The 19,363-nt window shown below is 46.6% G+C and carries 18 protein-coding genes; 11 read left to right on the forward strand and 7 right to left on the reverse strand.

All coding sequences use genetic code 11. From position 1 onward, the window contains the following. The first annotated feature begins 330 nt into the window (after nucleotides 1–330). From FRZ54_RS08970 to FRZ54_RS08995, 6 genes are all read left to right on the forward strand, one after another. A complete protein-coding gene (locus FRZ54_RS08970) occupies nucleotides 331–3,339 on the forward strand; it encodes a SusC/RagA family TonB-linked outer membrane protein (protein ID WP_147031288.1) in 3,009 nt (1,002 codons plus the stop codon). Between the two features lie 13 nt (nucleotides 3,340–3,352). Next, a complete protein-coding gene (locus FRZ54_RS08975) occupies nucleotides 3,353–4,834 on the forward strand; it encodes a RagB/SusD family nutrient uptake outer membrane protein (RefSeq protein ID WP_147031289.1) in 1,482 nt (493 codons plus the stop codon). A gap of 18 nt (nucleotides 4,835–4,852) precedes the next feature. Continuing rightward, nucleotides 4,853–5,686, forward strand: coding sequence for a LamG domain-containing protein (locus FRZ54_RS08980; RefSeq protein ID WP_187359800.1), 834 nt, complete (start codon nucleotides 4,853–4,855; stop codon nucleotides 5,684–5,686). Nucleotides 5,687–5,794: 108 nt separating this feature from the next. Then, entirely contained in the window at nucleotides 5,795–7,468 is a 1,674-nt protein-coding gene (locus tag FRZ54_RS08985) for a glucoamylase family protein (protein ID WP_228462668.1), read from the forward strand. A gap of 66 nt (nucleotides 7,469–7,534) precedes the next feature. Beyond that, nucleotides 7,535–8,884 (forward strand): glucoamylase family protein, encoded by a 1,350-nt coding sequence (locus FRZ54_RS08990; protein WP_147031291.1) that lies wholly within the window; start codon nucleotides 7,535–7,537, stop codon nucleotides 8,882–8,884. Between the two features lie 46 nt (nucleotides 8,885–8,930). Next, nucleotides 8,931–9,728, forward strand: a complete 798-nt coding sequence (locus tag FRZ54_RS08995; protein ID WP_147031292.1) for a carboxylesterase family protein — start codon at nucleotides 8,931–8,933, stop codon at nucleotides 9,726–9,728. Nucleotides 9,729–9,806: 78 nt separating this feature from the next. Here the strand turns inward: FRZ54_RS08995 and FRZ54_RS09000 are convergent, their stop codons facing one another. The 5 genes from FRZ54_RS09000 to FRZ54_RS09020 form a co-directional block, all read right to left on the reverse strand. Then, on the reverse strand, nucleotides 9,807–10,508 hold the full coding sequence (locus FRZ54_RS09000) for a hypothetical protein (protein ID WP_147031293.1): 702 nt from the start codon (nucleotides 10,506–10,508) through the stop codon (nucleotides 9,807–9,809). 140 nt (nucleotides 10,509–10,648) lie between these two features. Beyond that, complete coding sequence (locus FRZ54_RS09005) at nucleotides 10,649–10,864, reverse strand: DUF2442 domain-containing protein (RefSeq protein WP_147031294.1); 216 nt, start codon at nucleotides 10,862–10,864, stop codon at nucleotides 10,649–10,651. A 70-nt stretch (nucleotides 10,865–10,934) separates the two neighbouring features. Beyond that, a complete protein-coding gene (locus tag FRZ54_RS09010) occupies nucleotides 10,935–11,660 on the reverse strand; it encodes a YebC/PmpR family DNA-binding transcriptional regulator (protein WP_147031295.1) in 726 nt (241 codons plus the stop codon). A 256-nt stretch (nucleotides 11,661–11,916) separates the two neighbouring features. Continuing rightward, entirely contained in the window at nucleotides 11,917–12,432 is a 516-nt protein-coding gene (locus tag FRZ54_RS09015; RefSeq protein ID WP_147031296.1) for a hypothetical protein, read from the reverse strand. Nucleotides 12,433–12,568: 136 nt separating this feature from the next. After that, nucleotides 12,569–13,519 carry an NAD-dependent epimerase/dehydratase family protein gene (locus FRZ54_RS09020; protein ID WP_147031297.1) on the reverse strand — a complete coding sequence of 317 codons (951 nt, stop codon included), beginning with the start codon at nucleotides 13,517–13,519 and terminating at the stop codon, nucleotides 12,569–12,571. Between the two features lie 289 nt (nucleotides 13,520–13,808). Between FRZ54_RS09020 and FRZ54_RS09025 the strand changes: the two genes are divergently transcribed. The 3 genes from FRZ54_RS09025 (at nucleotide 13,809) to FRZ54_RS09035 (ending at nucleotide 15,366) form a co-directional block, all read left to right on the forward strand. Then, nucleotides 13,809–14,819 carry an aspartate-semialdehyde dehydrogenase gene (locus FRZ54_RS09025; RefSeq protein WP_147031298.1) on the forward strand — a complete coding sequence of 337 codons (1,011 nt, stop codon included), beginning with the start codon at nucleotides 13,809–13,811 and terminating at the stop codon, nucleotides 14,817–14,819. 79 nt (nucleotides 14,820–14,898) lie between these two features. Next, complete coding sequence (locus FRZ54_RS09030) at nucleotides 14,899–15,105, forward strand: 2-oxoisovalerate dehydrogenase (RefSeq protein ID WP_147031299.1); 207 nt, start codon at nucleotides 14,899–14,901, stop codon at nucleotides 15,103–15,105. Between the two features lie 15 nt (nucleotides 15,106–15,120). Then, nucleotides 15,121–15,366, forward strand: a complete 246-nt coding sequence (locus FRZ54_RS09035; RefSeq protein ID WP_147031300.1) for a type II toxin-antitoxin system HicA family toxin — start codon at nucleotides 15,121–15,123, stop codon at nucleotides 15,364–15,366. 66 nt (nucleotides 15,367–15,432) lie between these two features. Here the strand turns inward: FRZ54_RS09035 and FRZ54_RS09040 are convergent, their stop codons facing one another. After that, on the reverse strand, nucleotides 15,433–16,053 hold the full coding sequence (locus FRZ54_RS09040) for a pyridoxamine 5'-phosphate oxidase family protein (protein WP_147031301.1): 621 nt from the start codon (nucleotides 16,051–16,053) through the stop codon (nucleotides 15,433–15,435). Nucleotides 16,054–16,199: 146 nt separating this feature from the next. Between FRZ54_RS09040 and FRZ54_RS09045 the strand changes: the two genes are divergently transcribed. Continuing rightward, on the forward strand, nucleotides 16,200–17,093 hold the full coding sequence (locus FRZ54_RS09045) for a LysR substrate-binding domain-containing protein (RefSeq protein ID WP_147031302.1): 894 nt from the start codon (nucleotides 16,200–16,202) through the stop codon (nucleotides 17,091–17,093). Nucleotides 17,094–17,277: 184 nt separating this feature from the next. Next, nucleotides 17,278–17,832, forward strand: coding sequence for a type 1 glutamine amidotransferase domain-containing protein (locus tag FRZ54_RS09050; protein WP_147031303.1), 555 nt, complete (start codon nucleotides 17,278–17,280; stop codon nucleotides 17,830–17,832). A 63-nt stretch (nucleotides 17,833–17,895) separates the two neighbouring features. Here the strand turns inward: FRZ54_RS09050 and FRZ54_RS09055 are convergent, their stop codons facing one another. Further along, nucleotides 17,896–19,332, reverse strand: a complete 1,437-nt coding sequence (locus FRZ54_RS09055; RefSeq protein WP_147031304.1) for a B12-binding domain-containing radical SAM protein — start codon at nucleotides 19,330–19,332, stop codon at nucleotides 17,896–17,898. Nucleotides 19,333–19,363 lie beyond the last annotated feature (31 nt).

Consider the following 19,363-nt stretch of genomic DNA (forward strand, 5'->3'; position numbering starts at 1 on the left):
ACCAGGCCACGTCAAAAACACCGAATTGTGAACATAGCCGGGATAGCATTGAGTTTCTCACCAGCTTATAATACTACATCATTACCTCTCAAAGCCCATTCCCACCTTATTGTTCCCGACTTCTTAAATGTAGTATGTGGCGGTTACACTATTGATTTTTAAAACATTTATAATCAATTAATTGTATTATAAATAACAAATTTTTGAGAAACTACTTTTTGAATGATGTATTAATGTAGAGTGACATTATTTGTTAAAAATGTATTATCTCGACAATTTCGTACTGATTAAAAACCAATTATTTATCAATTCTTAATTTCCAATGACCACATGAAAAGAAGTTTTACTATTTCAGGGTTGGTGCTGTTTTTCTTTCTTTTTATTTCTTCTGCCTTCGCACAAAACGTAGCAGTAAGAGGTAAGGTAACAGATGCTTCGACAGGCGAAACGCTTATCGGTGTATCCGTGCTTGTAAAAGGAACGTCGAACGGTGCGCAAACCGATGTTAACGGGGGCTATTCGATCAATGCCCCGTCAAATGCCACCTTAGTATTCAGCTATATTGGCTATACATCACAGGAAGTTCCCGTGAACGGGCAACTGCTTATTAACGTTAAATTGCAGGCACAGGCAAACTCGCTGAGCGAGGTTGTGGTTGTAGGTTACGGTACCCAAAAGAAAGTGGACGTAACCGGTTCCATCGCTACGGTAAAGGGCGATGAAATTGCCAAACAGGCATCAACTAACCCGCTAAGCGCCTTACAGGGTAAGGTTGCCGGTTTAAACATTGTCAATTCGGGTTCGCCGGGTTCTTCGCCGCAGATCACAATCCGTGGTACCGGTACTATTTATGGTGGCACAGGCTTGCTTTATGTAGTTGATGGTGCGCTGTACGACGACATCAACTTTTTGAACCCGGCTGATATTGATAACATCAGTATCCTTAAGGATGGTTCGAGTACCGCCATTTACGGCGAACGTGCCGCTAACGGCGTTATCCTGGTAACTACCAAAAGAGGTAAAAAAGGAACAGCGACTGTTAATTACAACGCTTATGCCGGCTGGCAGCATGTTACCAACCAGGTAAAAATGGCGGACGCTACGGAATATGCAACGGCCATTAATGAGTTGCAGACAGAGAACGGCGCGTCGGCGTTATTCGCCGATCCTGCATCTTTTGGAAAAGGAACCGACTGGTACGGCCAGATATTGCGCGATGCTTTCGTAACTAACCACCAGGTTTCGATCAACGGCGGGGCCGAAAAATCGGATTACAACTTATCTGTCGGGTACCTGGACCAGGACGGTATTGTAAAGACCAATAGCTACAACCGTTACACACTGCATTTGACCGATAACTATCAGCCTTACAAAAACCTGAAGCTGGGTATCAGCGCGAGCGGGCAATATTCAAGATCGAGAAATGTTGACGGGGGGATTTTCCACGAGTTATATGGCGCTGCGCCGGTAGTTCCTGTTTATTATGCGGATGGAACTTATGGCGACCCAAGCGACTTCAACCTGGGCGGGGGTAACAATTACAACCCGCAGGTTACCTTAGATTATTTTAACTCGCACTCTGCCAACTACCGTTTTACGGGTAATGCGTTTGCTGAACTCACCATTGCCAAACACTTTAAATTAAGGTCGTCTTTAGGCGGTGATTTTGGAGAAAACGAAACGCTAAGCTATATCCCGGTATATAAAGCTACCCTTTCACAGCAGGCTACACAGTCTTCGCTGTCAAGAAACCGCAGCGAGACCCGCAACTGGTTGCAGGAAAATACGCTGACTTACGACAATACCTTCGCAAACGATCATCACGTAACAGTTTTAGTAGGCTATTCGTCTGAGCAACGGCAGGGATACACGCTGAATGCTTCGGCACAAAATGTTCCGGGTGATGGTTCCTACGAATATTATTTCAGCACCAACGGCACAAACTATAACCTTTCCGATGCAGGGTCGTTGCTGACTTTCCAATCGGAGTTTGCCAGGGTGAATTACTCCTATAAGGACACCTACCTGTTAAACGCGTCGGTTCGTCGCGATGGTAACTCACAATTCTACAACCCGCCAAGCAATAATGGTTACAGCGTGCTGCCTGCTGTTGGTTTAGGTTGGGTTATCAGTAACGAGGACTTCATGAAAAACCAGCATATATTCAATTTCCTGAAGCTTAGAGGCGGTTACGGAGAGGTTGCAAATGCCGACCTTCCGTTCAATGTGGCTAAGGCGACAATAAACGGTGGTTATTACGCCATCTTTGGCAATCCAACGGTTGCTTATCCGGGTTCCAGCGTAACCACAATAACTCCTCCGTTCATCGTGGTTGAACGCTCGCACAATACCGATATTGGTTTAGAAGGTGGTCTTTTAGATAACCATCTGACTTTCGAAGCCGATTTCTATAATCGTGTAACCAAAAATGCGGTATTTGCTATCCCGGTATTGGGTTCGTTAGGTTTAACAGGCGGACCGATAGGCAACCAGGCCGATATCCAGAACCGCGGTTTTGAATTCTTAGTGACCTGGAAGAAATCAGTAAACAAGGATTTCTCGTACAGTGTTAGCGGTAACTTCTCTATCAACAACAATAAAGTGTTGAATGTGTCTACCGGGCGTAACCCGATATATGGCGGCGGTAACGGCATCACCAACGGAGCGTTGGCGACCATTACGGTTGAAGGGCAGCCTATCGGCGAATTTTACGGCTATAAGGTTGCAGGTATATTCCAGCAGGATCAAACCTCCGGCCCTCAGCCAAACGCAAAAGCAGGCGACTTCCAGTACGTTGACGAGAATCACGACGGTGTTATCGATGGTCGTGACCGTGTGAACCTGGGCAATCCGAATCCAAAATACAACTACGGTTTCAATACCAGCTTTACCTACAAAGGGTTCGACCTGGCACTGGATTTCCAGGGTGTTGCAGGCGTAAGTATCTATAACGCAAACATTGCTTACCGCTTTGGTAACGAAAACTTCACCCAGGACTTTTACCAGCACCGCTGGCACGGAGCAGGTACATCAAATACCTATCCTTCGGTTAAAGTCGGTTCCAATGCCAACTCTGCTCCAAACTCTTTCTTTGTTGAAAGCGGTGCTTATTTCAGGGTTAGGAATGCGCAGTTAGGTTACACGCTTCCGGGCAACCTGTTGTCGAAAGTAGGGGTGCAGAAAGTAAGATTCTTCGCAAACGCGCAGAACCCGCTTAACTTCTTTAAATACAAAGGCTTTAGCCCTGAAGTTGGCGGCGGCCCTACCGAGGCAGGTTTGGATGCGAATGTGTACCCGCTTTATGCGACGTATAATTTTGGTGTGAACGTTACTTTTTAAGGAGAAATAGAAAATGAAAACGAAAAATTTTTACTTGCAGGGAGCGTCCATATTATGCCTTTTTGCAACGTTATTACTGGCGCCCGCCTGTAAGAAAGGGTTTTTGGATAAACCCCGCCAGGGCGTAGTGCCGGCAACCCAGTTTTGGGTTACACAGGCCGATGCTACATCGGCAGTTAATGCCATGTATGCCAACCTGCACGAATGGACGAACATAGCGTTCGCTCCTATCGCTGTTGAAAGTATGGGATCGGACGATGCTGAAAAGGGTAGCAGCCCTGACGATGCGTCGTTCATGAACGACTTCGATACATTCACAGCCAGCTCGACTGAAGGGCAAATATCTGACTTTTGGGGTGGCGAATACCGTACCATCAACCTGGCAAACCAGATATTGGACAACGTGCCGGCTATCAATATGGATGCAAGCTTGAAATCGCGTTACCTGGCCGAGGCAAAGTTCATCCGCGCTTATGCCTATTTCAGGCTGGTGCGTGCTTTTGGCGATGTTCCGTTGCGCTTGCATGTACCGAAAGATCCTTCGGAATATAATATCCCGCGTACGCCGAAGGACCAGGTTTGGGCAGCAATCGAATCTGACCTTACCGATGCAGCATCTGTATTGCCTCAAACTTATGATGCCACCAACGTTGGCCATGTTACCAAGGGCGCAGCGCTTGCATTGCATGCAAAAGCTGCGTTGTACCAGAAAAAATGGGCAGACGTAGTTAGTCTGACAAACGAGGTATCTGGCCTGGGTTACTCGCTGTTCCCGAATTTTGAAAAAATGTTCAGGGTAGAGAATAAGAACAACTCTGAGTCGATATTTGAGATACAGAATGAACTGATCCCCGGCAAACCCGACGAATCAAATTCGCAGTATTCGCAGGTACAGGGTGTTCGCGGTGTAACCGGTGGCGGCTGGGGCTTTAATGTTCCTACGCAGGATCTGGTGGATGCATTTGAACCCGGCGACCCACGTCTTAACGCAACTATCATTTTCAGGGGCACCACCACTGCCGAAGGCGACGCTATTCCGTTGGCTGGTGATAACCCACGCTATAACTACAAATCTTATGTGCCGTTCAGCATGTATGTTTCAGGATTCAACGAAGGTGCACAGCAGGATAAGATCGTTCTGCGTTATGCCGATGTATTATTGATGAATGCAGAAGCTAACAATGAACTGGGAAATACCGCTGCCGCGCTTGCTTCGCTCGAAATGGTAAGGGCACGCGCAAGGGGTGCAAATGCCGGCGTTCTTCCCGAGGTAACCACTACCGACCAGGGCGCATTGCGTACGGCTATTTACCACGAACGCCGCGTAGAACTGGCTATGGAGTTTGATCGTTATTTCGACGTGATACGCCAGGGACGTGGCGCCGAAGTTTTCGGTCCGAAAGGCTGGAAAGCCAATAAGAACGAAGTTTGGCCTATACCACAAACGGAAATTGACCTGAGTGCAGGTGTAATCACTCAAAATCCGGGTTATTAATATTAAAACATGATCGACATGAAAAAAACAAAAATATATGTCATAGCCCTTGCATTGTTAGGTGTGGGGGTAAGCTCCTGCCGCAAGGAGTTTAATCCGAAGAGTTACGCGCCGCCACTGGTTATCAACGGCTTTACGAGCTCAAGCGATATAGAAAAGGCGAACCTGGCGGCTTATTATTCTTTTAATGGCAACCTTACCGATAGCGTATCGGGCACAGCAGGAGAGGCCACAGGAACCTCTTTTACCAAAGGTGAAGTGGGCCAGGGCCTGCAGGGCGCATTGAACGGCTATGTATTAGCCGATCCGGGTCCGAAAGTGAAAGCCTTGAACAGCTTTACCATCAGCGAGTGGGTTAACACGCCTCCGCCATCTACCGGTATCATCGGTATATTCTCACTTGCCCGTACAGATCAGTTTTGGGGCAACATCGAAATATTTATCGAGAATGGCAGCGATAACACCAATGGTAAAGTGAGGGTACATATTGATAAGGGTGGCAGCGATTATACTTATGCTGTCGACGGCGTGCTGAACCTGTTTAACGTTTGGAAGAACATCACTGTAACGTACGATTCGGTAACCGGTGCATGCGCATTGTATGTAAACGGGTCTAAAGTAAACACCGGTACAGCAGGTAACCTGAAAGGCGACCTGAACTTTACAAACATCGGCAAACTTGTGTTTGGTACGGTGCAGTTCAATACCGACCCAAGCCAGACATCTGCCACAGGCAAGCAAGACTGGGCAAGTTACCTGACCGGTCAGATGGACGAAGTGCGTATTTATGACAAAGTATTGTCTGACAATGAAATTGGCGCCCTTGTAGCATTACAGGGCAGAGGAAAATAAGGTTGATTGATTTAGCTAAGGTTGTCTGTCCGCTCGCCTTCAGGCGGGCGGCGGCAGCCTTTTTTAATTCATAATTTATAATTGTGATTATATTGTGATATGATAACCGTGGGGAAGAATTTAAGCAGGCTTTTAATAGGCGTATCGTGCATGGCGTTTTGGGCCTGCGGTAAAAAACAGGTAGAGCCGACGAAGCCGGTTACTCCGGCGCCCACAACTTTCAGCTTTAATGCGTTGCTGGTCAATGGTCTCTATAATGGCTTCACCTATACGGGCCTCGATACAAAACCAGTTATAAAAATATCTTTTTCGGCCCCGGTCGATCATAGCTCGGTAACGTCAAGTGTTTCTTTAAAAAGTAAGGATAGTACTGCTGAAACTTTTGATCTGGCCTACGCGAATCATGACAGCACCATCGTCATCACGCCGTCGGGCCTGCAGTATATAACGCAGTATAATCTGAACGTGGCTACCAGCCTGAAATCGACCGATAAAAGCACGCTGGGTTCATCTATAGCTGTAAAAATGACAACGGCCATTGACCCTTCCGACAAGTTTCCGCAAATAAGCGACGACGCGTTGCTGGACCTCGTCCAAAAACAGACGTTTAAATATTTCTGGGATTTTGGGCACCCGACAAGCGGCTTGGCCCGGGAGCGTAACACATCAGGCGATGTTGTAACTACAGGAGGTTCGGGGTTCGGTATCATGGCGATAGTAGCGGCATCAAGCAGGAATTTCGTCAGTCGTGCCGATGCTCTGGCCCGTATGCAAAAGATAGTCGGCTTCCTGAAAAATACTGCGCAAAAATTTCATGGCGCTTTCCCGCACTGGATGAATGGCGTAACAGGCGCCGTAGTGCCTTTCAGTCAGCAGGATGATGGCGCTGATTTGGTGGAAACATCCTACCTGATGCAGGGTTTGTTAACTGCCCGCCAGTACTTCAACGGTGCAGGCGCCGATGAGACAGCGCTGCGCAATGATATCAATTCGATATGGAACGGCGTGGAGTGGGACTGGTTCAGGCAGGGTGGCCAGAACGTATTATACTGGCACTGGAGCCCCAACTATGGCTTCGCTATCAATATGCCCGTACATGGTTGGGACGAGGCCCTTATCACCTACGTAATGGCGGCATCGTCAACTACTCACGCAATACCGAAGGTGGTTTATGATAATGGCTGGGCATTGAATGGGCAGATCAAAAATGGCAGTACCTATTACGGCGTTCAGTTACCGCTTGGGCCGGCTATGGGCGGGCCATTGTTCTTTGCTCACTATTCCTTTTTGGGTATCAATCCAAATGGTTTATCCGATACTTATGCAAGTTATGATGTGCAGAACAAAGCACACGCGCTTATTAACTACAATTATTGCGTAAACGATCCTTTGAATTATTATGGCTACAGCGCGCAATGCTGGGGGCTTACTGCAAGCGATATTGAAGGCGGGTATACCGCAAGTTCACCTACTAATGATGTAGGGGTGATAGCACCTACGGCAGCCATTTCGTCGTTGCCTTATACACCGACTCAATCCATGGCCGCGTTAAAATTCTTTTACTACAAATTAGGCGACAAGGTTTGGGGTGAGTATGGCTTTTATGACTCGTTCAATTTGAGCACTACGTGGTTTGGTAATTCGACCCTTGCCATTGACCAGGGGCCGATCATTGATATGATCGAAAACTACCGCAGTGGCTTGTTATGGAATCTGTTTATGAGTTGCCCGGAAGTAAAAACCGGCATGAAGAACCTGGGCTTTACCGGCCCGAATTTATAAGCCCCTCCCAACCCTCCCCTGTAGGGAGGACTAATGACCGGGCGGAATTTAAAAATTTGCAAAACAATGAAAAAACTAATACTTCCTCTTTTAATCATCATCTCCGCTAATTGCTTTGCCCAAAAAACAAGCAAAATAACCGAAGACGGCATAAAGCCGGTGGGTATTATCAAAGGATTATCAGATAGCGCCTTGCTGGATGTGGTACAACGGCAAACATTCCGTTATTTCTGGGATTTTGGCCACCCAACCAGCGGCCTTGCGCGCGAACGCAGCAATGTGGCCTATGATTACGGCAACGAAGTGGTAACCACGGGCGGCTCGGGCTTTGGCATTATGGCTTTGATAGTTGCCGATCATCGTAAATTTATTACCCATGAGCAGGCAGTCGACCGGATGTTGAAGATAGTTGAGTTTTTATACAAGGCCGATGCCTTTCACGGCGTTTTTCCGCATTGGCTGAATGGCGAAACAGGTAAAGTGATCCGCTTTGGCAGGAAAGATGATGGCGGCGACCTGGTGGAGACTTCCTATCTTTTTGAAGGGCTGTTATGCGCACGTCAATATTTTACAGGTAACGACAATAAGGAAAGGCATATTCGCGATGTTATCGGCTGGATGTGGAGCGAGATAGAGTGGGATTGGTACACACATGGCGGCCGCGACAACTTATACTGGCACTGGAGCCCCAATAATGGCTGGGCAATGAATTTTCCTATCCGTGGCTTTAACGAGTGCCTGATTACCTATATCCTCGCCGAATCCGCCGAACGGTACCCGGTGTCGCCGAATGTTTACCATGGCGGCTGGGCGCAAAGCGATTTCTTTAAAAACGGCAAAACGTTTTATGGGCACAAGTTGCCGCTTGGATTTGACTACGGCGGGCCGCTGTTTTTTTCACAGTATTCGTTCATGGGTCTTGATCCGAAAGGGCTAAAGGATGAATATGCCGATTACTGGGAGCAGAACGTGAACCACACCCTTATTAACCACGACTATTGTGTTGATAACCCGAAAAAATTCAAAGGTTATGGCGAAGATTGCTGGGGGCTAACCGCAAGCGACAATTACGAGGGATACAATGCACATTCGCCAACCAACGATCTTGGCGTGATATCTCCCACAGCAGCTTTATCAGCATTCCCTTATACACCAGAATATTCGATGAAAGCGCTGCGCCATTTCTATTACGATTTGGGCGATAAGATTTGGGGCGAATACGGCTTTACCGATGCCTTCAGCGAATCGCATAACTGGTACGGCAAATCCTACCTGGCCATCGACCAGGGGCCAGAAATAGTTATGATAGAGAACTATCGCAGCGGCCTGCTTTGGAAACTCTTTATGAGTTGCCCCGAGGTACAACACGGTTTGACCAAAATAGGCTTCACCAGCCCGATGATCAGCAAGAATTAAAAGAAAAACTGTTTCTTTACGTTAGACTTACATCCTAACGTATACTATGATAACAAGAAAAATATTTTTAAAGGGAATACTAGGCCTATGCCTGGTATTCCCTTTTTTTTCAAAAGCGCAAACCACGTCGTCATTCGATAGGGGTAGTTACATCAATAAAAACGATACGCTACCCTATCGTTTTGTATTCCCAAAAAATTTCGACCCGCAAAAAAAATACCCGCTTATACTGGTATTGCATGGCGCCGGGGAAAGAGGGAATGATAATGAAGCACAACTTAAATTTGGGCCAAAGCTTTTTCTCAATGATACCATCCGCGCAAAATATCCGGCTATTGTTATCTTCCCGCAATGTCCGAAGGATGGCTGGTGGAGCAATGTGCAAATGAAACAAGACTCATCCGGCAAATGGAAATGGACCTTTGTTGAGGGAGGGGTGCCTACAACTGCTATGAAAAGTTTGCTTGGCCTGCTCGACCAGTGGCTCGATAAGCCTTTTGTAGATAAGCACCGGGTGTATGTCGGTGGGCTGTCCATGGGGGGTATGGGTACGTTCGAAATATTGCGCCGCAAACCCGACCTTTTTGCCGCGGCGTTCGCTATTTGCGGGGGAGATAATGCCCAAAACGCCAAAGTGTACGCTAAAAAAGTACCGCTGTGGATATTTCATGGCGCTAAAGATAATGTCGTGCCATCCGATCATTCTATTATTATGGTGAATGCCATCAGGGCAGCGGGTGGTAACCCTAAATTTACGTTGTATCCAAACGATGGGCATAACAGCTGGGATGATGCTTTTGCCGAACCGGGGCTGATGGGCTGGCTGTTTTCGCATCAGAAGTAGAAATGTGCAAACGGGTGTCACACTGAGCCCGTCGAAGTGTGAGCGTAGACCTAAGAAGTCTGGAATGACATCCCTATTTTATTCTTCCGTTTTTGGTTTAAACCTCGGTTTGAATCCCAGGTTAGCGGGTTTTGCTTCAAGTGGTTTTTCCTCTTCCGTCGGTGCCGCAGGCGTTTCTTCTTTCTGCGCGTCCGTTTCCCCTGGCGCAGCTATGGCTTTGGTAACCCCTGCTTTGAATTTCGGTTTAAAACCTAACGATGGTGGTGGCGTTGCCGGCGCACCCGCAGACTGTTCTTCTTTTATTTCTTCCTTCGGCTCCGGTGTAGGGTTCGCTGGCTTAGTTACACCTGCTTTGAACTTTGGTTTAAAGCCCAATGATGGTGCCGGGGTTACGGCTTCTGTAGTCTCGGTCGGCTTTTCGGGTTCAACAGCTTGAGTTGATACCTGCTTTTCTGTTGCAGGTTCGGCAGGCTTGGCCATACCTGCTTTAAAACGCGGTTTGAAACCAACGTTTGGCGGCGGCGAACTTGTTTCCGATAATGTCTCGGCGATCGTTTGTTCTGCTAAAGGATTTTCAATAACCACCTTTTCAACTTTTGGCTCGGGCGCCAGGTGATATTGCAACCGTAACTTATTGAACCAGTATTTTTTGGTGTGATCGAAACTTTTCTCGCCCATTTGTTCAAAATGGGTCCTGAATTCAGCCAATAGCGCCGGTTCGGCCTTTCCCAAAGCCGACAGGTCTATTTTCTTCTTCGCGAAAAATTCGTCAAACGTCATATTTGAGATTTGAGATCTGAAATTTGAAATTTGAGATTTTTCAACCACAAATTCAAAACATCAGTCTCTTTCACACTTTTTTATTCCACTACCTTTAATCGACTTGACCTGTCTCCTATCTCAGATCTCACTTCTCATATCTAAAGCAAAACGTCCAGATCAAGTTGATTAAAATGTATACCCTTATCCGTCTGCGTCCAGTCTTCCCGCTCCTCATCCGTGGCGTTCATCAGCTTCGGGAAAAACTCCAGCGGGAAAACCTGCTGCTTACCCCCATCCTTTTCCACAAAAAGCAGGCCGTTGCCAAAAGTCACTTTAACTTTCTTTTCATTGCGGCGCGAGGTGAATAGTGGCATAAGACACGATTAAAGGATTATATTGATCAACAGGATATCACCAGTTAACTGATCACTAATCAACTGGTCTCTACTCCGCCATGTTATGATATACCGCCTGCACGTCGTCATCCTCTTCCAGCCGGTCTATCAGTTTCATCACATCGGCAACCTGCTCTTCTGTAACTTCGTGGAAAGATTGCGGTACGCGCTCCAGTTTGGCCGATTTCGTTTCGATACCTGCTTCTTCCAAAGCCTTCTGCATCTTGCCAAAATCTTCAAAAGCGGTGTGTATAACGGCGATATCGTTTCCTTCCTCATCAGCCTCCACGAAAAGGTCCTCCAGACCGGCGTCAATCAGTTCAAATTCCAGCTCTTCCAGGTCGCGGTCGCCCGGTACAAAGGTAAATACCGATTTACGCGTGAATATAAAATCCAGCGAACCGGTTTTACCCAGTGTACCGCCAACTTTGGTAAAGTAGCTGCGCACATTGGCAACGGTGCGGTTAATGTTATCGGTAGCCGTTTCAACCAGTATAGCTACGCCATGCGGCGCGTAGCCTTCGTATACAATTTCTTCGTAATCTTTTTCATCGCGACTGGTGGCGCGTTTAATAGCGGCCTCCACTCTGTCCTTCGGCATATTCACCGCCTTGGCGTTCTGTACCGCGGTACGCAGGCGCGAATTGGTGTTCACGTCGCCACCGCCGGCTTTAACGGCCATTACTATTTCCTTACCCAAACGGGTAAACTGCACGGCCATTTTCGACCAGCGCTTTAATTTTCTTTCTTTACGGAATTCAAATGCTCTTCCCATGTTGTAGTGAATAGTCAATGGTCAATGGTGAATAGAGCCACGGCCACTGTGCAAAGTGCAAAAATAAGCATAAAGCTGAAAGTTGAGCATAAAGTGTGAAGCTAAAAGTCCAAAGCTTTTCCTATGCCCCTGTTGGTGTTGTCACCAACAGGTTTCACGATGCATTGTTCGGAATTGCGGTTTGTTGGTCATAAGACCAACAAAGGCGGAAAAATAAGCATAAAGCTTAAAGCGCAAAGAACTGAATGGTGGAGTTTCAGTTTGATTTTTTTAACTCTTTATAACACTCTTCTGTAAGAGTGTGCTTTATGCTATCTGATAGTGAAAACGGGACACCATTGGGATATTTGGTTTTCAATTTGGTTATATAACAATCGCAAACAGCAGTATCGGTTAGCCTCCTCAAAACTGTTTTCCTGAGATGATTTTCGTTGTCTTTCGTCCATGCGAATGAGCCTTTCGTACCCTTTAATCCATTCGTACAATCACTTGCATATTTTAGAACCAGCCTATAACTAGAATCTCGTGGAACAGATTCAAATCCTTTTGGAATAGCCTGTTTAACCTTTTCTATTATGCAGCCGACTATTTGATTCCGCTGGTTTTTATCTGACATCGCCTTAAATGCGGTGTCAAGGCTATCGCGAAAATTAGAGATATACTCTTTACTCCATGGTTTTGGAGCAGGTTTAGTTGTACATGCTGCAAACATTATTGCCAATAACATCGGCACTATTATTAAAGCTGTCTTTGAGTTATTATTAAATGCCATTTTGAAAAAAAGCCACCGTTTAGGTAGCTTGAAGTTATGAATATTTTTCGATTTGCCTTTTGTCTTTCGGACTTACGCGGACTTCCGGTCTTTCAGACTAAAACAAGCTTTCAGCTTTAGTCTTTCTGCTTTTCCCTCAAATGATCTTCTTCAAATTCACCAGCATATCCCCCACCATTTTCGGCAGATCGTATTCCAGTTGCCAGCCCCAATCTTTTTGGGCATAGCTGTCGTCAATGGATTTAGGCCAGCTGTCGGCAATGGCCTGGCGCGGGTCGTTTTCGGCATAGCTTATTTCGAATTCGGGCATGAGTTTTTTGATCTCATCCGCAAGCTGGGTTGGCGTAAAGCTGATGCCTGCCAGGTTATAGGATGAACGGATAGTGATCTTTTCTGCCGGTGCGTCCATTAGCATGAGCGTTGCTTTTATTGCATCGTCCATATACATCATCGGCAAAGCTGTATTTGCCGAGAGGAAGCTCTGGTATTTCCCCTTTTTAAGCGCCTCGTGAAAAATATGGACCGCATAATCGGTAGTGCCACCGCCCGGGTTGGCCCGCCAGCCGATAAGGCCGGGGTAACGAATGCTGCGCACATCCAGCCCGTATTTGTTAAAGTAGTATTCGCACCAGCGCTCGCCTGCCAGTTTGCTGAAACCGTAAACCGTATTAGGGTCCATTACACAGTATTGCGGCGTGTTAAACTGGGGCGAATGCGGACCGAAAACCGCGATAGAACTCGGCCAAAAAACTTTCTTTACCTTAAACTCTACCGAAAAATCGAGCACATGCAGCAGGCCTGTCATGTTCAGGTCCCAGGCCATTTTGGGTTTTTGTTCGCCTACGGCAGACAGGATCGCGGCAAGCAAATAAACCTGCGTGGGCTGGTGCTTATTGAAAATGTGGTGGAGGTTGTCTTTATCCAGCACGTTCACCAGTTCGAACGGGCCGCTGTGGCGAATGGCATAGGTTGGACTATTAATATCGGATGCTATTACCGAGTCGGCGCCGTGGATGTTGCGTAAAGCATTGACCAGTTCTGTCCCTATCTGGCCGTTGGCGCCTATCACTAATATCTTTTCAGTCATGAAAATTCAGTTAACGGACAAAGGTAGATTTTTTTGTCCGAACGCCGATTGGTGGCGGTTATCAATTTAAAGAATTTGAAAATTATATACATGATTTTTACAAATCAGGAAATTTCGGGCTTTTCGGCTACCAATAAATTAGCATTCAGATAATTCGAAAGCCAAAATATCTTATAAAAGCTAAAAAATTCGGATATTTGGGGTTCAAATAATTCAAGTATTTAACAATTTAAACAAAATGAAACATCCGTAAGGAAGCTTCATTACCGCTAAAAAACAAATTATTACAATGAAAGTCGCAGTAGTAGGTGCCACAGGACTGGTGGGCACCAAAATGTTGCAGGTTCTTGAAGAACGCAACTTCCCGGTAACAGAATTGATCCCCGTAGCTTCAGAAAAGAGTGTTGGTAAACAAGTAACATTCAAGGGTAAGCAGTATAAGGTGGTTTCTGTTGAGGATGCGATAAAACAGAAGCCCGACCTGGCCTTATTTTCGGCCGGCGGGAGCACTTCACTGGCACAGGCGCCTTTGTTTGCCGAAGCCGGAACAACCGTTGTAGATAATTCATCAGCATGGCGCATGGACCCGACCAAAAAACTGGTTGTGCCCGAAGTAAACGCCGATGTACTGACAGCGGAAGATAAGATCATAGCAAACCCTAATTGCTCTACCATACAAATGGTAGTGGCTATAAAACCGTTGCACGATAAATATAAGATCAAAAGGATAGTAGTATCCACTTACCAATCGGTAACCGGCACGGGTGTAAAGGCTGTAGACCAGCTTTTTAACGAGCGTAAAGGCATTACTGATGGACCGCGTGCTTATACTTATCCTATCGACCTGAATGTGATCCCTCATATCGATGTGTTTACCGACAACGGTTACACTAAAGAAGAGATGAAGATGATCAAGGAAACCCAAAAGATAATGGGCGACAATAGCATCAAAGTAACGGCCACTACCGTGCGTATCCCGGTTATCGGCGGTCACTCTGAATCGGTGAATATCGAGTTTGAAAAGGACTTTGACCTGGCCGAAGTTAGGTCGATACTGGAAAAAGCGCCGGGCGTACTGGTGGTTGACGACGTAGCCAACCTGAAATACCCGATGCCGCTGGACGCGCACGAAAAAGACGAAGTGTTTGTGGGCCGTCTTCGCCGCGACGAAAGCCAGCCCAATACGCTGAATTGCTGGATAGTATCAGACAACCTGCGCAAAGGAGCCGCCACTAATGCCGTGCAGATTGCAGAGTATTTGGTTGCAAAGCATTTGATTGGCGAACCACAAACGGTTTAATAAAACGTTTTAATTTATACGAGCCTCATGATGAAAATTGTGAGGCTTTATTTATAAATTATATTGTTTAAATTTGAATATGAATGAAATCTTTTTCTTAGTTGAGGATGCTTTGGAAGGAGGATATACCGCCAGGGCCATTGGCGAAAGTATATTTACCGAAGGTAATACTTTGGATGAGCTTAAAACTAATATCCGGGAAGCTGTGCAATGTCATTTTGATGAGCCGAATATTCCCAAAGTCATTCGCCTGCATTTCGTAAAGGAAGAGATAATCACTGTGTAAGCACAGGTTTTTGTTATGTCGCCCAAAACTCCCCGTAATGTTTCTGGTTCCGATCTGGTTAAATTGTTGAGCAAATATGGTTATGAAGTCGTTAGGCAAAAAGGAAGCCATATTCGTTTATCGAGATTTACTAAGGAGTCGACTCATAACTTAACAATCCCTAATCACAATCCTTTAAAGTTGGGTACGCTCAATGCCATATTAAGTGATGCATCGGACCAACTCAAAATAAATAAGGAGGAATTGATCAATAAACTATAGTGAGTTTCGGTCTTTGTTTGAAATAACAGCCCCATCCGTGAAAAGGAAAGTGGCTTAATTATATGATCATTCGTTTTTTATTCCAGCTTTCAGCTTTGCAATCTCCGCCCTCAGTTCAAGTATATAATCCTTTTGAGCCGCAAAGGCATCTTCTATCTCCGGGATCGTGAACCGCTGCACGATATGCTGCGAGCAGTTCCAGTCGTAGGCCTCTATCTTTACTTCTATTATTCTTTCAGGTTTAGCCGGGTAATTGCCAATTGAAAGAAATTCCTCCAATGCAGGTGCTGCGCCTAATTCAATAATAGTGGCGCGGCCCAGGATCTTGAGCCTTGCCTTTCGGGCATAGTCCATGATAAATAAAGCGACCTTGTCGTTGGTGGCAAAGTTGCCGGCCGATATATATTGCTTGTTGCCGCGGAAATCAAGAAAAGCAAGTGTAGTATCATTAATAACCTTCAGAAACCCCGGCGGCCCGCCACGATACTGGATATACGGGTAACCATCTTTTCCGTTGGTCGACATATAGAACCCGTCGCGCTCGTTAATAAAGCCGATCTCCTGTTCGGATAAGCCATCAAAATAAGTACTTTGCTCAAGCCTGGCATAGCTGCTGCGGCTGCCGTACCTTTCCTGTAGTTTTTTGGTTTCGTCGCCAAAAGCCATTGAGGCATAGTTCGTTCCCATTTTATCGTTGGGGGATTGGTCAACTCAAAAGTACCGCAATTATTGCTGGACTTTCGTAACGCCAGGGTAAAACAACTTAATCAACCAATCATCCGTCAATTTAATCAACTTCCCCATTATTCAACTCAATCCACTAACTTAGCCGCATGATCTCCTTCGCTCACCGCGTATTTATGGAAGTAGCTGCCAATTTGAGCTTCTCGAAGGCGGCCCAGGTGCTGTTTGTAACGCAGCCGGCCATCAGCAAGCATGTTAAGGCTTTGGAGGATCAGTATAAAGTACCCCTGTTCGAGCGTAAGGGTAACAGCATCCTGCTGACCGAGGCTGGTAAAAAATTGAACGAATACCTGCAGCAGGCCAATGAGATAGAACGTAAGATAGAATACGACCTGTCGATATTGAGCAACATGTCGCAGGCGGCTGGGCATTTGCGGCTGGGGGCCAGTACTACCATTGCCCTGTATATTCTGCCTCCTATCCTGTCGGGTTTTCAGCGCGAATATGCCAACGTGCATGTGCAGCTGGTGAACCGCAATTCGGAATATATCCTGAGCGCCCTGCTTAATCACGAGGTAGATATCGGCATTATCGAGGTAGATAATAAACTGACCACCGTTTCCTATAAACCCTTTATGAGCGATGAGGTGATCCCGGTTTGTTCGGCTAAAAGTCCGCTGGCGGGTAAATCGCTTACCCTGAAACAGCTTTTGAAAACACCGGTCGCCCTGCGCGAGCGCGGCTCGGGTACGCTGAACGCTTTGCTCAAATCGCTCGCCGGTCATCATATTAAACCATCTGATCTGAACGTGAAGATCCGTTTAGGCGGAACTGAGGCTTTAAAAAACTTCCTGCTGGCCGACCAGTGCCTGGGCTTCATGCCCCGGCCATCTATTACCAGGCAGTTAGCCGAAGGCGATTTGGTGGAAGTGCCTATCGACGATTTAAAAATTACCCGCGACTTTTACTTCATCCGCCGCAAAGGAACCGAAGACTTCGGGCTTACCAGCAATTTTATTAATTACGCCCTGCAATACGTGTAGCCCACTAACCCTCTTTGCGCCGCAGGCGGAGAGAGGGTCGACAAGCGCAGCGTCGTCGGGGTGAGTAAAATAACCGCCCTGTAATACCTATAAACCACGTTTTTCTGAAAAAAAATCAAAACCAACCCAATTGCCAGGTGTAGTTTATATAAAGGAATTCACCTTTTAGTTAAACACACTTATTATGGCAAGTTTGAGTAATCGTAAAGTAGCAATACTGACAGAAGAAGGATTTGAGCAGGTGGAACTCACCAGCCCTAAGCAAGCATTGGAAGCCGCGGGCGCTAAAGTGGACGTGGTATCGCCGCGAAGCGGAAAAATTAAAGCATGGAACCATACCGACTGGGGTATCGAAATAAATGTAGATAAGGAATTGAGCAGCGTTAGCCCTGATGATTACGACGCGCTGGTATTGCCAGGCGGCGTGATGAACCCGGATAAATTAAGACAAAACAGGGATGCTGTGGCGTTTGCATTTACTTTTCTAAAAGATGGTAAACCAGTAGCGGCAATATGCCATGGGCCGCAGTTGTTGATAGAGACCGGGCTTATAAGTGGCCGCCGGATGACATCGTACCCGTCGCTGCAAACCGACCTGCGAAATGCAGGAGCCAACTGGGTAAATGAGGAAGTAGTGGTTGATAATGGCTTGGTTACCAGCCGTACACCTAAAGACCTGGACGCATTCAACAAAAAAGCCATTGAGGAAATTGGTGAGGGTGCTCATCATCACGCCTAAATCCAATAACTGGTTCACAATACTGTGAGGGGAAGTGTCCGCCATTTTTGGCGGACGCTTTTTTTATATGGCTACTTCTTTTGCTGCGATCAACCCCTGGTCGATGGTAGTATCGGGCAGGTCATGGCCATGCTTTCTTTTTCTCCGTACTTTGGTTAACACGCCCTCCAGCAGCGGCAGTGTATTATTCAGGTTTTTAGTTTTGATCAGGAAGTTCCAGATCGGTTCGAATTTCTTCCAGCCGCCGGCATAGCAAAAGTGCTTAAGTTTATGGGTCAGGGTATCGTGATTCATGCTTGCTTCGAAGATATTGCTCCATTTATAAAATTCCTTATAAGCCCACCAATAACCCGCCTCCAATTCTTCGGCGGTCATGTTTTGTGTTTTATAAACGACCGTCCGGGTGTCATACTTATCCCAGTTGCGGGTAACTATACGGTCCTCTTCTTCCATCTGCCTGAATAATTCTGTACCCGGGTAAGGCGTAAGCACATGATAGGTTGAGGTAGTAATCGAGTTTTTCACACCCCAGTCTACCGTTCGTTTGAAAACATCCTTATCATCGTCATCCAGCCCGAAAACGAAGCTGCCGTTGATCATAATGCCCAGCGAGTGCAGGCGGTTAACTGCACGGGTATAGTCCTTTTCAAGATTTTGCTTTTTATTACTTTGCTTCAGGTTTTGCGGCGAGAAGGTTTCGAACCCAACAAACAGGCTGCGCAAGCCTGCTTCGGCTGCCTTTTCTACCAGGTTTCCCCGCAATATCGAATCGACCGTGGCTGCACCCTGGAATAAGCGCCCCATGCCTTTCATCCCTTCAAACAAAGCTTCGCCAAAACGTACGTTGCCCAGCAGGTGATCATCCAGAAAATATAAGTGCCTGCCTGGCAGTCGGTCTATCTCGGCTAAAGCATCATCAACCTCCTGCGTGTAAAAAGTTCGTCCGCCTTCAAAAAAAGCGTCCTTATAACAAAAACTGCAATGATGCGGGCAGCCACGGGTAACCACGATGGAATTGGGCACCAGGTACAAATGCCGCTTGATCAGATCGCGCCGGATGGGTGGCACACCTACCAGCGTCCTTATGCCCGAACGATAGATTTTTTGCGGTCTTCCATTTTTAAAGTCTTGCAGGAATTTAGGAAAAGTATCCTCGCCCGGACCTAAGAATAGTGTATCGGCATGAGGGGCCGCCTCCAGGGGTAACGAAGTGACATGCAAGCCACCCAGAATAACATAAGCGCCCTTTGCACGGTAATGATCGGCTAAAGCATAAGCACGATAAGCATTGGTAATATAAACCTGGATGATCACCAGGTCGGGCTCATCATCAGTATTCAGGTTTTCCACATGCTGGTCCTGCAGGTCTATCTCGTCATCAGGCGACAGGTAACCGGCCAGTGTTGCCAACCCCAAGGGTGGGAACAGCGAATATTTTATCGGGCGCCAGAAGGGATTCTCAGCTTCGGTAAGCGCGGGCAGGATCATTTTTACTTTCATGCTATTATTAATTAAAAGTACTTTGAATAAC

This window comes from Mucilaginibacter ginsenosidivorans, assembly GCF_007971025.1.
In the GTDB taxonomy this organism is placed as follows: domain Bacteria; phylum Bacteroidota; class Bacteroidia; order Sphingobacteriales; family Sphingobacteriaceae; genus Mucilaginibacter; species Mucilaginibacter ginsenosidivorans.